This is a genomic window from Paracoccaceae bacterium, assembly GCA_033344815.1.
Classification (GTDB): domain Bacteria; phylum Pseudomonadota; class Alphaproteobacteria; order Rhodobacterales; family Rhodobacteraceae; genus Roseobacter.
On the sequence record JAWPMR010000001.1, the window covers coordinates 2,967,641 to 2,984,560 of the forward strand.

Sequence of the window (16,920 nt, forward strand, 5' to 3'; positions counted from 1 at the left end):
TACCGAGCGCAAATTTGGCGAAATAAATGAAACCTTTACGATTCGATTCCTGCGACTGCCGTTGAATGATGCATATCTGCAGTTGAAATTGCAATTAAGCGGTGTTTTGCGCCGCACCGGTGTGGCCGCATATGCGTCAATAATCGCAAGCAAAAAATGGCTGTGTCTCAAGGTGATACGGTTGTGGACGCGAAATAATTGTAAAAAATTCTTGCCTAATTTGTTCTAAAATTTTTACTATCACCAGATAGAAAACTCGAATTAGGGGCTTTTGCCCTGGGCTCATTGCAGCTCGACATTTTGATTATTTATTTTGCTGGGGGGCACCAATGGTTGTTGCGCGCACGGACTCTGAATCTGTAAATGTTTTTGTTGAGGGGGATCAAACTAGGGTCCAGTTGCAGAGCCTGGATGGCGGAGGTTACGTCGCCGTATGGATGTCAACAGGTGAAAACGGCTTTGGCTTCAGCCTCTACAGTCAAGAGTACAACGATTTTGGCGAACGCATTGGGACACCGGCCGTTCTGAGATCGACAACTGTTGCAAACAGCGACAGTACCTCCGTTACAGGATTACAGTCAGGCGACTTTGCCGTGTCATGGCTAGAGGGTAGTGCGGTTTATTCAGGCGTGTTTGCGGCGGATGGGACGCCTCTGGTGGAGCCGGTCGTTGTGGCGAGCGGTATTTCAACCGGCTACAGCACTTCAACGCAGATTTTGCCCGACGGCTCCTTTCTGGTGACCTACAGCGGTTTCAACGCAGCGACGAGCACGTGGGACGTCAGCGCGCAGCGTTTGAATGCCGATGGAACGTTGAACGGTTCATCTTATGAATTGTCGCCCGCAGGCGCGACGCAGGAGTATTTGCCGGCCACGACGGTGCTGAACAATGGCGACGTAGCAACGGCTTATTACGACGCCGATGCGCGCGTAAGCGTGGTGACGTCCAACGCCGATGGCTCAAGCATCAGCGCGCCAGTTCAGATCGCCCGCGTAAATTCGGTTTCTTTCGAGGCTCTTGATATCGTTGCGCTCGCAGGAGGCGGATATGTGGTCGTCTGGACGGAAAGCAACTCTGACGGGAGTGGCGTTGGCATTGTGGCGCAGCTCTTTGATGCAGCGGGCAACACGGATGGCGCGCCCATCGACATCAATGAGGCGACGATCGGTTCACAAAACCAACCCGATGTGATTGCCACACCGGACGGTGGTTTTTTCGTGGTCTGGAGCAGTGTTTACAATGTAGCGGGGCAAGCGCCTTATGACATCGTGGGCCGCGGTTTTGGCGCCGATGGGATTGCGAAATCCGGTGATATTGTTCTGAACGAAGGAGAGGCGGATTTTTCCGAATTCCCGTCGGTCACATTGCTCTCTAACGGCGCATATGTGGTGGCGTGGAATGTCGGCGGCGTGGCTGGTGATGGCTCGGGCGAGGGCGTTAAGCAACGTATCTTCTCGGAGGATGGCGTCATATTGAATATCCCGGAGTCCCCGGTGGTTGAAGGGCTGGCGCTGGAGCAAACCGTCTCTGAGGATGACGTGAATGGCGCAGGCGTTCTGTTGGATACCAACGGGGCGGCTGCGGTTTCCGGCCCGGCAGATTTCGATGGCGGGCGTCTTCTAGTGATGCGCAACGATCCTGATGATCCGGTGGGTGTGAACGACAATCAGGTGTTTAGCCGCGATCAGGATCAGGTCACAGTCAACAATCAAGGCACCGGAGCTGGCCAGATTGGAGTGTCTGGCACTGCAGTGACTTTTGGCGGCACCCAGATCGGGACCATCACAGGCGACGGCATTGCTGGTGCAAATCTGGAAATACAACTCAATGCCAACGCAACGCCGCAAGCGGTCGAGGCCTTGGTCGAAAACCTGCTTTATCGCAACGGGTCGGATGATCCCGAAGAAAGCCTTGAGCTCTCCATTTTCCTTGAGTCTGGCGATGGCGCGTCATCTGCGCCGGTAACGATCACGATCAATGTGGAACCCGTCGTGGATGCGCCGGAACCCATTGGGGTGGACCGTCAGGTCAACAGCTTTTTCAATAGCACGCAGGATGAAGTTGATATTGCCGCTCTCAATGATGGGGGATGGGTTGCGGTTTGGACGTCCGTGGGTCAGGACAGTATCCAAGGCTCCAACGATGGCATCATCCAGCAGCGTTTCAACGCCGATGGCGTGCCGATCGGACCAGAGGTTGTCGTCAACACGCAAACAGTGGGTGTGCAAAACGATCCCGCAGTCGCAGCGTTGACAGGCGGTGGCTGGGCGGTCAGTTGGTATGATCAGAACGACAGCCCAAACGGCTTTGTCAAAGCACAGATCTATGGGTCGGATGGCGCGCCGGTTGGCGGCGAAATCAATGTCCCTACCACGCTGTTTTCAACGCAATTCCAACCCGATATCAGTTCTGATGGGGCAGGCGGGTTCTACGTAACCTGGTATGCGCAGTCCCAGACCACGGGGTCGACCGACATTCGCGTGCAGCGCTTTGATGACACGGGTGCCAAGCAGGGCAATGAAATCACCGTAAACGCGGAAACCGACGGGACGCAGACCCAGCCCACCGTCGCTGCGCTTTCAGGCGGAGGTTTCGTTCTCAGCTGGTCTGATTTCAACAGTAACCTGGGCCCATCAACCAATATCACGGCGCGTGTTTTCGACAACAGCGGCAACCCCGTGTCCGGCGATATTGCGGTCAACACCAATCGCCCCAACGAGGAAACAGACAGTCAGATCACCGCCCTGACAGGGGGCGGATTCGTTGTGACGTGGACGGCGGCCTCGGCACAGGATGGCAGCAGCAACGGTATTTTTGGCCAGATCTTTGACTCAAGCGGCGCGCCACAGGGCGGCGAGTTCCAGGTCAATGAATTCACCAGCAGCGACCAGAGTCAAAGTACGATTACTGCGCTTGATACCGGTGGGTTTGCAGTGGCCTGGCAGAGTTTCCAGAACAACAGCACCTATAATGTGTTTGTGCAGTTTTTCGGGGCTTCAGGCGAACGCATCGACAGCCAGATTTTGGTGAACAGCAATGTCGCCGGCAGTCAGACGGCGCCCACGATTTCGACACTGGCCAATGGCGATCTGGTTGTCGGCTGGGTGGATACGGGTGGACAGGATGGCAGCGGTTCAGGTGTATTCCAGCGCATCGTCGGCAACCCTGCGAACTATGCTACGGTGGAGTCCGCGCCGCAGTTGGCTATTGCAGAACTGCAACGTGAATTTGCTGAATCAGATGTGAACGGGGGCACCCAGAAACTGATGCCCGCCGTTGCGGTCGGGGATACAGACAGCGCAGATTTTGATGGTGGCACATTCGTTGTGCTGCGTCTTGTCGACAATAACGTCGAGAACCAGTTTTCCAGCCCGGATGATGGCACGCAGGACCAGCTTGGCATCGCCAGTGAGGGCGGGATTTCCACGTCTGGCACGGCGGTTTCGTTCAACGGCACGCAGATCGGCGTGATCACCTCGGACGGGGCGGCGGGCGATCTCGCGGTCGATCTGAACCAGAACGCCACACCGGCAGCGGTCGAGGCTCTGGCGCAGGCGGTCACGTACAGCAATCTGTCTGATGATCCGGCCGCACTGCGCGATTTCCGGGTGGTGCTGTCGGATGGCGATGGCGGTGTATCGATCCAGCAGATCGTACAGGTCACCGTGATCCCCGAAGCGGACGGCGCGGTACCGGTTGCGGACGAGGTTCAGAACAACACCTTTACAAATTCAACACAGCAGTTTTCCGACATCGCCGTTCTGAATGACGGTGGCTGGGTTGTGGTCTGGGAAAGCACGGGCCAGCAGAGCTCTGGCACCAGTGTGTACGCGCAGCGCTACAGCGCGGATGGCAGTGCTGTGGGCGAGGAATTCCTTGTGGATTCCAATCCGATCAATTCCCAGTCTGAATCGGCCGTGACCGGCCTGAGCGACGGTGGTTTTGCGATCACTTGGTACGATTCCAATCAATCCGGCGTGCGGGTGCAACTGTACAATACGGACGGCAGCACGCGCGGCGGCGAGACCGTAGTAGAAACGCAAATCAGTTCGACGCAGTCTCAACCTGCCATTGCGTCCTATGATGGTGGCTTTGCCATTGTCTGGGCCGACTTCGGATCGGTCAGTGGTGATATCAAACTGCAGCGTTTCGACAATAGCGGCAGCACGGTTGGTAGTGAAACACAGATCAACGACATCACTGTATCCCGGCAGGACACCCCGCAGTTGGCAGCGGAAAGCGATGGATCCCTGCGCGTGGTCTGGACGGACCAGGGCGGCTCGGATGGCAATTTTTATGGCGTATATGCCCGTGACGTGGCCGCGGACAACACCCTTGGCGGTGCGCAGGAAGATCTCGTCAACACGTTCACGGCCAGCTTCCAATATGAACCCACAATCGCGATCCTGAATGACGGTCGCAGTGTTGCGATCTGGCGCGACGATGCCGGGCTTGATGGGTCCGGATCTTCGATACAAGGGCAGGCTTTTGACGCCAGCGGTGCGCCCATTGGCGGCCAGTTTCTGGTCAATGAATTTGGTTTCAGCACGCAAAGTGCACCGGACATTGTAGCGCTTGCTGACGGTGGATTTGCCGTTGTCTACCAAAGCGCCGGCAGTCTGGATGGCAGCGGGACCGGTATCTTTGTGCAGGAGTACAAAGCAGATCTGTCGCGCCGGGACGGCGAGCAGCAGGTCAATGTGGAATTCAGTGGTACGCAGTATGCGCCAAGCATTGCCGCCACGGCGACGGGCTATGTGGTGACATGGTCTTCGCAGACGTCCCTCACCGCGGGCGATGGGTCAGGGATCGGCGTATTTTCACGCGTCTTTGGTGATAACACGACGCCGGTTCCGGCCAACGCATTGCCAGAACTGAGCGATCTTGAGGCCTCTGTGAGCGTCGCTTCGGACAACGCGGCAACACCAACGACCATACCTGCCCAGATCATCGACGATTCGATCCAGATCACCGATGCGGACAGCGGTTTCGCCAATGGCTCTCTCGAGGTGATGCACGATGGCGATGGCACATCTGCCAGCGACCAACTGAGCATTCTGGATGGCAAGGGGATCACAACCTCCGGCAGCAATGTGCTCTTTGACGGGGTAGTGTTCGGCACGGTGCCAGGCAGCGAAGATGGCGTTAATGGTGCCGATCTGCGCATCAATTTCAATGCCAATGCAACACAGGATGCGGTGCAGGCATTGGCCGAGCAGATCGGTTACAGTTCAACAAGTTATGCGTCATCCTCTTTGCGGGAAGTCACATTCCAGGTCACGGATGCAGGCGGTGCCACGAGCGCAGGGCAGACGATTTCCATTCGCCACCTGTCGTCCGTTTTCCCGGCTGCGATTGTCTTGACGGACAATACCAATGTCACCTTCGATGAGAGCGCTCTCAAGTCAGCGCCACAGATATTCGATGGTGCCTTTGATTTCGATTACTCAGAAAGTGACGGCTTTGATGGCGGGCTGGTTTCGGTCACAGCGATTTCTTTCCGGGCTGATTTTGGGCGCTTTGAAACCCTGTCTGTTGTTGATCAGGGTTCCGGGGCAGGTCAGATATCAGTCAGTGGCAATCAGGTCAGTTTTGAAGGTACCGTGATCGGCACGATTGATGGCACGCTGAACGGTGAGGCTGGCGCTGCGCTGCAAGTCAACCTTGGGACAGGCGCCACTGAGGATGCGGTTGATGCATTGCTCGAAGCGCTTGCACTGCAGTACGCGTCGAATGAGCCGAGAGAGGCCAATGTGTACCGCTTCCGGGTCGAGGATGCTACCGGGCGACCGGCGACTGCAGATGTGACCGTGACTGTTGTTCTTGAAGATGACGGGTCATTGCAACCTCTGGGCGATGAAGAGCAGGTCAACAGCTTTGTGGAAGGCGGGCAGGAACAGCCTGACGTCGCGGCCCTGACAGATGGGGGATATGTGGCCGTCTGGCAATCCAACAATCAGGACGGCACCTTCGAGTTTGATATTTATGCTCAGCGCTATGACGCGGATGGATCCCCCGTCGGTGGGGAGTTCCGGGTCAATGTTGCCGATCAGGGTTTTGGAACAAACAGTAACCCGACAGTATCAGGGTTGGAAAACGGTGGTTTCGCGGTTGCCTGGCAGAACAACAATGGCGAAATTTATGCGCGGACCTATGATTCCAGCGGTGCATCTTCGGGGGAGTTCATTGCCAATGATCAGACCTCCTCGACGCAGAGCTTGCCGGACATTCAGGGCCTGTCGAACGGCAATATCCTGATCTCATGGCAGAGCGTGACCAGCGCAGGTGCCGGGGATGGCAGCAGCAACGGGGTTATTGGCCGCTTGTTCACGGCAGATGGCACGCCCGTGTCCGACACACCCGGCTCGGATGACATCATTCTCAATACGACCACAACCGGGTCACAGGTGAATGTGTCGATCTCCGCGCTTGGCGCCGGGGGGTTTGTGGCGGTCTGGGAAGATGATGCCAATGGCGATCTGAAATTCCAGCGCTTCGATCAGAATGGTGCGACACTTGGATCCGAAACTGTTGTCAGGACCTTGATCACAACCTCCTATGGTGATCCAGTCGTCACCGAGCTGGCAGGCGGCGGCTTCGTCGTGGTGTTCACTGATTTTGACGGCAGCGGCGAGGGCATTTTCCAACAGCTCTATACTGCGGCGGGGGTTGCGGATGGCGGCCCGGAATTGGTCAACCCGGTTGTCCAGTCGACGCAAAACGCGCCGGATGTTACGGCGGCCGCAGATGGCGGTTGGCTGGTAACATGGCAGTCCAATCAGGCTGAAGACGGTTCTGGTTTGAGCGTTCTGGCGCAAAGCTTTGCCGCAGATGGCTCGCGCATCGGTGAGAGCTTCATCGTTAATGAGAAAACAACCAGCTCGCAGTTTAATCCGGCCGTGACAACACTGGCGGACGGGCGCGTAGCGGCAGTTTGGGTGTCGATCACCAGCGGAGGAAATGCCGGCGATGGCTCCGGCAATGGTGTCTTTACCCGCCTCTTTGGCTCTGACACGGATACGGCAGCGAGTGCAGATCCCATCGTTGGCGGATTGACCGAAATCACGCTGAGCGAAGATGACGTGGACGGGGCGCCGGTGTCCCTTACTGGACCGGGCACGGTTGTGGTCAGTGATGCCGACAGCGCTGATTTCGACGGGGGCCGGTTGTTGATCGGCGTTGTGGACGAAACAGATGTGCGCACGCAGTTCACGGGTGTGGACGGGGCTGCGCAGGACAACCTGACGGTTGCATCCGCTTCCGTGGCGTTGAATGGCAATGATGTCGAAGTCGACGGTACAGTGGTGGGCACATTGCTCAGCGATGGTCAGTCTGGTGCGCCATTTGAGATCCTGTTCAACAACAATGCCACCGTTGAAGTCATCGAGGAAATTTTTGATGCGATGCGGTATTCGAATTCCTCTGATGATCCGGAGGCCAGCCGCACGTATCAGGTGGTTCTGACCGACGGGGACGGCGGTTCATCCGAACAGTCCAAGTTTGTGGTCAACATCACGCCGACCTCCGACACAGACGGGCCGATCGATAGTGAAGCCCAGGTTAACTCCGCAACGGCAGGCACGCAGGACGAGCCCGAAGCGGCGGGCCTGACCGGGGGCGGTCATGTGGTCGTCTGGGAATCCACAAATCAGGATAATCCCGGCGACAATAATACCGGCGTCTTTGGCCAGTTGTATGACGCCAACGGTCAGCCGAATGGCGTAGAGTTTCAAATCAACACAACATTCGAAGGGGCGCAGAACCGTCCCGATGTGGTGGGCCTTTCCAATGGCGGGTTTGCGGTCATTTGGGATGGTGCGGGCGCGCAGGGCACAGGCATTTATGCGCAGCTTTTCGACGCGACAGCTCAGCCGGTTGGCAATGAATTCCGGGTCAATGACAGCGATCAAAGCGAAGTTTCCCCGCGCATCGCGGCCAGTGACACCGGATTTGCGGTGGTCTGGGCCGGATCCAGCGATGTCTTGATCAAAACCTATGACAATGACGGAAACGCCGTAACCACCGCGACCAATGTCACAGGCGGCCAATCCAACAGTGAGTCTGAAACCGAGATCGTGGCACTGGCGGACGGACGCTATGTTGTGTCTTACACCTACAGCAGCACCAACCAGCCAGACACCAGCAGCAATGGCGTTTTTGCCCAGATCATCAATGCAGACGGGTCTGTCGCGGTGTCTGAGTTCCTGGTCAACACGGATACGCTCAACAGCGAATCTGATTCCAGCAGCGGTGCGTTAAGCGATGGTGGCTTTGTCATCGCCTGGACTGCAGGCAGTGCGCAGGACAGCTCTTCACAGGGAGTCTACGCGCAGATTTTCAACGCAGATGGCAGCAAGCGTGGCGAAGAATTCCTCGTCAATGAGCTCGTCGCCAATACCCAGGCCGATGCATCGGTAACAGGTCTGGCCGATGGCGGTTTTGCCATCAGCTTTACCAGCAACGATTTCGTGCTGGACGGATCAGGCAACGGTGTCTTGGTTCAGCAATATGACGCGGGCGGCAACCGTCTGGACGGGGCGCGTCTCGTCAATGAAGAAACCAGCGGCAATCAGTCACAAAGCACGATTGCGGCCCTGTCCAACGGCGGCTTCGTCGTGGGCTGGACATCGGTCACGTCCGGGTCTGCCGGAGATGGTAACAGCAATGGCGTCTTCCAGCGGATCTTTGGTGATGCGGGCGATTACAACGTCGCCGGGCGCCCCGTGATCGAGGGGGTGAATGACACGCGCACCTTCGTCGAAGACGACATCAACGGGGCACCACAGCTGATTGATGCAAACGCCGCCGTGGCCCTGTCGGATATGGACAGTACCGACTTTGATGGTGGCTTCGTCCGGGTGGACGTGGTTGTCGCGGAACGTGGGTATACCGATCAGTTCAGCCCGCCGGATGATTTGACACAGGATCAGCTCAGCCTGTCACAGACCGGGGGCGTGACCCTATCGGGCAACGCTGTGTCGGTTGATGGTGTGCTGGTGGGTGCAATTGTGTCCACCGGTGTCGGCGGGCAACCGCTGCAGATCGATCTGAACGCCAATGCGACGGTCGAAGCCGTCGAGCGCCTGATCGAAAACCTTGCCTATCGCAACGCTTCTGATGATCCATCCGAAAACCGGACGCTTCAGATACAGGTCGCGGACGGTGATGGTGGTGTGTCCGATGCCGTGCGTGTGGAACTGGTCATCGAGCCCAGCGTGGATGGTGTTTTGCGCGAGTTCCCGGAACGTCAAGCCAATACGACCACGCTCAGCGATCAGAGTGATTCCTCTATTGCAGCCACGGACGAGGGCTTTGTCATAATCTGGCGTAGTTTCGACAACGAACCCAATGTGGCATCTACATACGGCATCTTTGGTCAACGGTTCGACACGACAGGAAATCCCATTGGTGATGAATTCCTGATCAATACAACAGAGGCTGGAAGTCAGTTGGATCCGCAGGTCACAGGCCTCACCGGTGGCGGTTTCGTGGTCGCTTGGGGTGATCCGGGTACGCCGGATGGGCAGGATATTTTCATCCAACGCTATGATGGCAATGGCGATCCTGTGGGTGGCGAAACACAGATCAACACCTTTGTCAGCAGCACCCAACAAGATGTTGAAATCATCGAATTGGCCAATGGCGATTTGCTGGCGGTCTGGGACAGCTTTGGGGTATCTACCGGAACGGGAATTGGTTGGGATGTCGTTGGCCAGATCATTGACGGCGGCACCGGCGCACTTGTGGGCTCTGAGTTCCTGATTAATCAGACAACGGCGACCACACAACAGGACGTGTCGGTTGAAGCAACCGCAGGAGGTGGTTTTGTCGCCACGTGGCGGACGGATGACGGGAGCATTGACGGGGCGTCTTCGGCGGTCCTTGCAAGGATCTTTGATGACTCCGCTTCGGGATATGCCCCGGCGGATGACGAGTTCCTCGTCAACACCACCACCAGTGGTGCACAACAGGACAGCGCGGTCGCAGTTCTGAACGACGGCAATTTTGTTATCGTCTGGGAAGAACCAAGCGCGGACGGCAGTACCACTGGCATCTTTGGTCAGATTTACGCGTCTGACGGGGCGCTGGTTGGTGGCGAATTCCGTGTGAATGACAACCGGCTCTTCGCGCAGTCTGATCCCGGAATTACAGCGCTCGACAACGGCGGTTTTGCAGTTGTCTATTCCGACAACTCAGGGTTGGACGGTTCAGGCACAGGTGTCTTCCTGCAACAGTTCAATGCGCAGGGGAACCGGATTGACGGTGCCGTTCAGGTGAATACCGAAAACTCCAGCACCCAGAGCCAGGCGGAGATTGCCAACATCGGCGGCGGCCGGATTGCGGTCACCTTCACTTCCAACACAAGTGCGACAGCCGGTGACGGTTCCAGCAATGGTGTTTTCTATCAACTGTTCAACCAAGTGGAACCGCCGATCAGCGATCTGGCCGTGTCACTGGATGAAGACACAACCTATACTTTCTCCATCGCGGATTTTGACAACGCACTTGAGGGGCCGCTGGCTTTGATCCGTCTGGATGTTGTGCCAAGCTCGGGCGAGTTACTGCTTGACGGATTGCGTGTATCAGGGGGCGAAACCGTCACGGCGCAACAGCTGATTGACGGCGATCTGGTTTATGATCCGGCACCGGATTTCAACGGGTTCGACAGCTTCTTCTGGTCCGGCAGCACCGATGGTGTGACCTTTACACTGATCCAGACGGAAGGTTCTGTTTCTGTCGCACCGATCAATGACGCGGTGGATCTGCAGGCGCAGCCCGATTTGGTTCTGCCTGAATCCGCAGGCTTCAACCTGTCCATTCCTCTGACAATCGGCGATCCGGACAACAGTGACACCTACACAGTCACCGTGGATTACGGTGAAGGCGATGCGCCGCAGGTGTTCAACACCACGTCCAAGTCACCCTTTATCCAGAACCGCTATGAGGATGAAGGCACCTATGCGGTGTCGGTCACGGTGGATGACAACAACGGCTCGTCCGAGACGATCAATTTCGATGTGACCATTGAAAACGTCGCTCCAAATGCGGGCAGCAATTTCTACGGCACGGATGAGGATACGGCACTGTCGGGTCCGAACATCTTGAGCAATGATTCCGATCCAGGGCTGGACCTGTTCACGATCACGGCGATCAACGGGGTGGCCTATACTCCCGGTGATACGGTGGTCCTGCCAAGCGGGGCTACGGTTTCGGTGGCCGTCAACGGTGCGCTGTCCTATGATCCGACGACGTCTACTAGCCTGCAGAACCAATCAGACGGTGATTTCACCGACGATACCTTCAGCTATACGATCACAGATGATGGCGGTCTGTCCGATACGGCGGATGTCACCGTCCGGGTGACTGGTAGCGATGATTTCGCTGCGCAGGATGATGTGCTGACGGTGGATGAGGATTCCTCGATTACCGGTTCGCTGCTCGATGACAATGGCAATGGCGCGGATACCGATCCAGAGGGTGATACAATCACCATCACCGAGATCAACAACCAGCCCGCACTTGTTGGCGCTCCTGTGGTGCTTTCGGGCGGCGGTGTCCTGACGGTTCAATCCGATGGCAGCTTCATTTTTGACGCCTCCGGCCAGTACGAAGAGTTGGGCGTCGGGGAAACGCGTCTCGTGACCTTTACCTATGATGCGATTGAAGCGGGCGAGGGCGATACCGCCAACGCGCAGGTCGAGATCACCGTTACCGGTGTGAATGATGACCCGACCGCGAACAATGATCTGGTGAACATCGATTTCGAGACGGAATCCGGCATCATCAGCCCCTTGCTCAATGACTTTGACATAGACGGTGATACGTTGACGCTGACTGATGTGAGTGATCCTGCGAATGGGTCGGTTGATATTGTGGGCAACACCTTCACCTTTACGCCGGATGAGGGTTTCTCTGGCGATGAGATCGTGACTTATACGCTCTCTGACGGGAATGGCGGCACAACCACGGCTGACGTCACCCTGCGCGTTGCCCCACCAGACAACCGCGACCCGAATGCGGTGAATGACACCTTTACGATCAATGAGGACACGCAGACCACATTTGATGTGGTGCTGAATGATACTGATCCTGATGGTGATACGGTCACGATTTCAAGCGTCACACAGCCGTTGAACGGGTCCGTCTTTGTTTCTGGCAATCAGGTGGTGTTTACACCTGATCAGGATTTCAATGGCGCGACGAGCTTCACCTACACGGTGATTGACGGCAACGGAGGCACTGACTCTGCCGAGGTTACTGTGACGGTGGATGCGGTCAATGATGATCCAATCGCGGTACCAGATACGATTGTAACTACAGAGGATGACGTCGAAACCGGTAACATCCTTACCAATGACACGGATGTTGATCTCGATACGCTGAGCGTAAGTCAGATCAACGGCATTGATCTGGGACTGGTGGACAGCGATCCGGGTACAGCCGGCATCCAGTTTGACCTTGCCGGAGGCGGGGTCGTCACGATTGATGCAAACGGTGATTACAGCCTTGATACAAATGGGGCCTATGACGCGCTGGCGGTCGGGGATTCTGCGGCTGAAAGCTTTACGTATGAAGTGAGCGACGGGGCAGGGGGCACGGATACCGAAACGGTTTCCATCACCATCAGCGGGGTAAATGATGACCCTGATGCGGTGAATGATACGCTCAACGTGGCTGTGGACACGGACCTGAACGGCAATGTTCTGGACAACAACGGCAACGGTCCAGACAGCGACGTGGACGCGGGTGACATCCTTGCAGTGACTGAGTTGCAGGGCAATCCGTTCAGCAACGGCGATGCCGCGACCTTAGCCTCTGGCGCAGTGGTCAGCTTAAACTCAGACGGGACATTCACCTATGAGCAAAATGGGGCTTTTGCCGGTCTCGGCGCCGGTGAAACCGCAACAGACAGCTTCACCTATGGCATCAGCGACGGCAACGGCGGCACGGATACGGCGACGGTGACGATCACCATTGGCGGTTCCAATCAGGCGCCAACAGCCGTGGATGACGGGTTCAGCACGGATGAGGACAGCTCCTTTACCACTGGTTCTGTTCTGAGCAACGACACCGATCCGAATGGTGACACGCTGAATGTTATTGGTCTCGATGACACCGGAACAATTGGCAACGTCACTGATAACGGGGATGGTACCTTTGACTATGACACCAACGGTCAGTTTGAATCGCTGGCGGTGGGTCAATCCACGACGGATAGCTTTGAGTACACCATCAACGATGGCAATGGCGGCACTGATACGGCCACCGTCACGGTCACCGTCAATGGAGTGAATGACGCTCCTGATGCGCAGGACGATGGGTTCAGCACGGATGAGGACAGCGCCACAAGCGGAAATGTCTTTGACGACAACGGCAATGGCGCAGACGCTGACATCGACACAGGTGACAGTTTTACGGTCAGCGCGGTTGAAGGATCGGGCGCGGATGTGGGTCAGGAAATTACCCTGGCCTCCGGTGCACTTGTGACGCTTAACGCAAATGGTACGTTTGATTATGATCCAAACGGTCAGTTCGAAACACTGGCGGTGGGTCAGTCCACGACAGATAGCTTCAGCTACACCATCGATGACGGCAACGGCGGTACGGATACGGCCACTGTTACGATCAATATCGACGGTGTGAATGACGCACCGGTCGCGCAGGACGATGGGTTCAGCACGGATGAGGACACAGCCACAAGCGGCAATGTTCTGAGTGACAACGGCGCTGGCGCAGACAGCGATATCGACGACGGTGACACGGTGACCGTCAGCGCGGTTGAAGGATCGGACGCGGATGTGGGCCAGGAAATTACCTTGGCCTCCGGTGCACTTCTGACGCTCAATGCGGATGGCACGTTTGATTACGATCCAAACGGTCAGTTCGAAGCACTGGCGGTGGGCCAATCCACCACAGACAGCTTCACCTACACCATCGATGACGGGAATGGCGGTATGGATACGGCCACTGTTACGATCAATATCGACGGCGTGAATGACCCGGTCTTGGCCGTTGATGACAGTTTCTCGATGCGCGAAGACGATGTGCTGACCGCTACGGTTGCAGCCAATGATATTGATCCGGACGGGCCGTCTGCTGTCTACTCCCTTGTCGATACCTCGGGATTGGGCGCGGCAAGTGGCGCGCTCGAATTTAATGATGACGGCACATTCGCATTTGATCCGTTTGGGTTCTTCCCGGAGTTTGACGATGGAGAGTTCTTTGACCTGTCGTTCGAGTATCAAGTCAATGATGGGGCGGGCGGCATTGATACGGCCACTGTCGAGATCGAAGTCGAAGGCGTCACCGATCCCGAGATCATCCCGACAATTGTCACGGTGGATGCACCGGAAGTTGTCGAAGGCGATAGTGGCACAACCCAGCTGGTGTTCACCTTCACCAGGTCAAATGCTGATCCGGGCTATTTCCCGCCGGAATCATTCTTCACTGCTGAAACGGCAGATGGCACAGCGACGCTCGCCGATGGGGACTATGTGTTCAACCAGAACACCGTTACTTTTCTCGCTGGAGAGTTTACGGCAACCTTTGCAGTCACGATAAACGGGGATCTGGACATTGAACCGGACGAATTCCTGCAACTGCAGCTATCGCAGGGCCCGGCAGAGCAATACGTCTTCCCAGGCGCGGTAACGGGTACCATACTCACCGACGACTTCCCTGTTGTGAATGAAGCACCTGATGCCGTTGACGATGATGTTGAGACGGATGAGGACACGTCCGTGTCCTTCAATATCCTCGACAATGACAGCGATCCAAATGGTGATCCAATCCTGCTGAATGAGGTGTTTGACAGTGCAGGGGCGTTGATCCCGTTCAACGTTGAAACGGATCTGCCAGAAGGTGGCACGGTGCTCATCGATGTTGATGGGTCGGTGGTCTTTAACCCGAATGGCGATTACGAGGCGGTAGGCTTCAACCCGCAACCGGAACCGCCGGCAATCACCTTGGAGCTGAGCTACACTGTTGTCGAAGACACGGACGCAGGTTTGATCAGCGATCCGGCGACAGTTTTCATTGAGATTCGGGGCGTCAACGACGCACCTGATGCGCAGGATTTGGTTGGTTCTGTGGATGAGGGAGCGTTGTTTACCGGCAATTTGCTAGCCGGTGCGACGGATGTGGACGGCGGGCCGCTGACGGTCACCAGCCTGAATGGCACGCCCGTTGGCACAACGTTTAATGTGACCTCAACCGGTGGGAGAGAGGGCGCGGTGATTGCTGCCGCGACGGGCCTGGTGAACATCGCTTTTGATCAGATAGGCAATTTCGAGGATCTGGGCGAAGGCGAGACGGACACAGTCCTTTTCACCTATGAGATCAGCGACGGCAATGGCGGCACGGATACCGCAAGCTTCACGCTGACCATCAACGGTGAAAACGACGCGCCAACTTTCGACGGTCAGAGCAGTTTCACCATCGACGAGAACACCACGCTGGTGGGCGATATTCTTGGCGATGACGTGGAGGGCGACCAGATCATCTATGCCATCGACGGCGGCGCGGATGCAGCACTGTTCGAGATCGACGAGGACACCGGCAGCCTGTCATTCATCAATGCGCCCGACTTTGAAGCGCCCGGAGATGCGGGCGGTGACAACCAATACGATGTTACCGTGTCCCTTTCGGATGGATTGGCTGAAACCACTGTCGATGTCATCGTGAATGTTGAAGACGTCGAAGAGGGGACAGGTCCGCTGGTGATCATGGGCACCGAAGGGCGGGACCGGTTGGTCGGGACAGAGGAGGATGAAGTCTTCTATGCTCTTGGCGGATCGCTGGACCAGATGAGCGGGAACGGTGGTTCGGATACCTTTGTCTTTGGTGCGGAACTGACCAACGGCAGACGTGAAAGGGATGTCATCCGGGATTTCGATGCAACAGACGATTTGTTGATCCTGGCCGATGACAATTATACGGTGAGAGAGCTGAGTTCGGGGCTCGTGATTTCCCACGGCGGGGATCGCGATCTCATCTATGTTCTTGGCGACAATCTCACCGTTGACAACGTTCAAATCGGAATAGGCACGTTTGAAGATTATCTGGTATAACTGGTCTGCGGGCCAAAGGGGTTTTTTGATATGCACACTGTGACGCGTAAAAGAGGAAGCAACATGCGCCAGAAAATAGTCGGGTTTGCTGCTGCCTGTGGTCTGGGCCTGATGGCAGCGGGCGCACAGGCCGCCAGCATCGGTGATTTTACATTTGGCTCTAATATCCTGCCGGCAGCAGCTCTGCTCGACGTCAGTGTTTCGACCGGCTCGGGGGGCAATGCGATCGTTGAAGGCGCTGATCTTTCCTTCATTGATCTCGATGCGGTTTTTGCGTCGGTTGAAGTCGATTCAGATGGTAATTTTGTATCCGACGCGGCGCCTGGTCTGGATATCACTTCATTTGATCTCACGCAGAGCATATTTGGCGTGGGAATGGACACCGCTGTGGATGTTGCGGCCTCCACCTTCAGCATTCTTTACGATGTGACTGGCACAAACGATTTCAGTAGCGATGACTTCGTGCTGGCAGTGTTGGATTTTGGTGCAGGTTCGTTTTTCGACCCCTTTGATGTTTCGCTAATGGATTTAGGATTCGCCGAGTTACAAGTCCTTTCCGCTTCTCGCATAAACCCGATTCCACTGCCTGCGGGCCTACCGTTGATGATTGTGGGTTTGGGCGGTTTCGCTGTCCTGTCCCGCCGCCGCAAACGCAAGGTTTCTTGACCAAAACTCTCGTCACGGGGTGAATGTGCCCGGTGTTTGGTGTAGCTGGACAGAAAATCGTGGACCATTTTTTCGGTATGGGTAGTGGATAAGCTTGTCCACGCTTGCAAATTGAGGTCGCAGTCGGCTGAACATGGCGTGATGGACTCCGCAAGGTGCCCAGCCCAAGGATAAAGACCGGCAT

General features: G+C 56.3%; 2 protein-coding genes. Both read left to right on the plus strand.

Features of this window, described 5'->3' with window-relative positions:
* Nucleotides 1-329: 329 nt before the first annotated feature.
* On the plus strand, nt 330-16,070 hold the full coding sequence (locus R8G34_13770) for an Ig-like domain-containing protein (protein ID MDW3223931.1): 15,741 nt from the start codon (nt 330-332) through the stop codon (nt 16,068-16,070).
* Nucleotides 16,071-16,133: 63 nt separating this feature from the next.
* Nucleotides 16,134-16,736, plus strand: a complete 603-nt coding sequence (locus R8G34_13775) for a VPLPA-CTERM sorting domain-containing protein (GenBank protein ID MDW3223932.1) — start codon at nt 16,134-16,136, stop codon at nt 16,734-16,736.
* The last annotated feature ends 184 nt before the right edge of the window (nt 16,737-16,920 follow it).

Excerpts from the sequence above, each read along its gene's own strand:
- R8G34_13770 (MDW3223931.1), top strand. The coding sequence starts at position 330 with ATGGTTGTTGCGCGCACGGACTCTGAATCTGTAAATGTTTTTGTTGAG.
- R8G34_13775 (MDW3223932.1), top strand. The coding sequence starts at position 16,134 with ATGCGCCAGAAAATAGTCGGGTTTGCTGCTGCCTGTGGTCTGGGCCTG.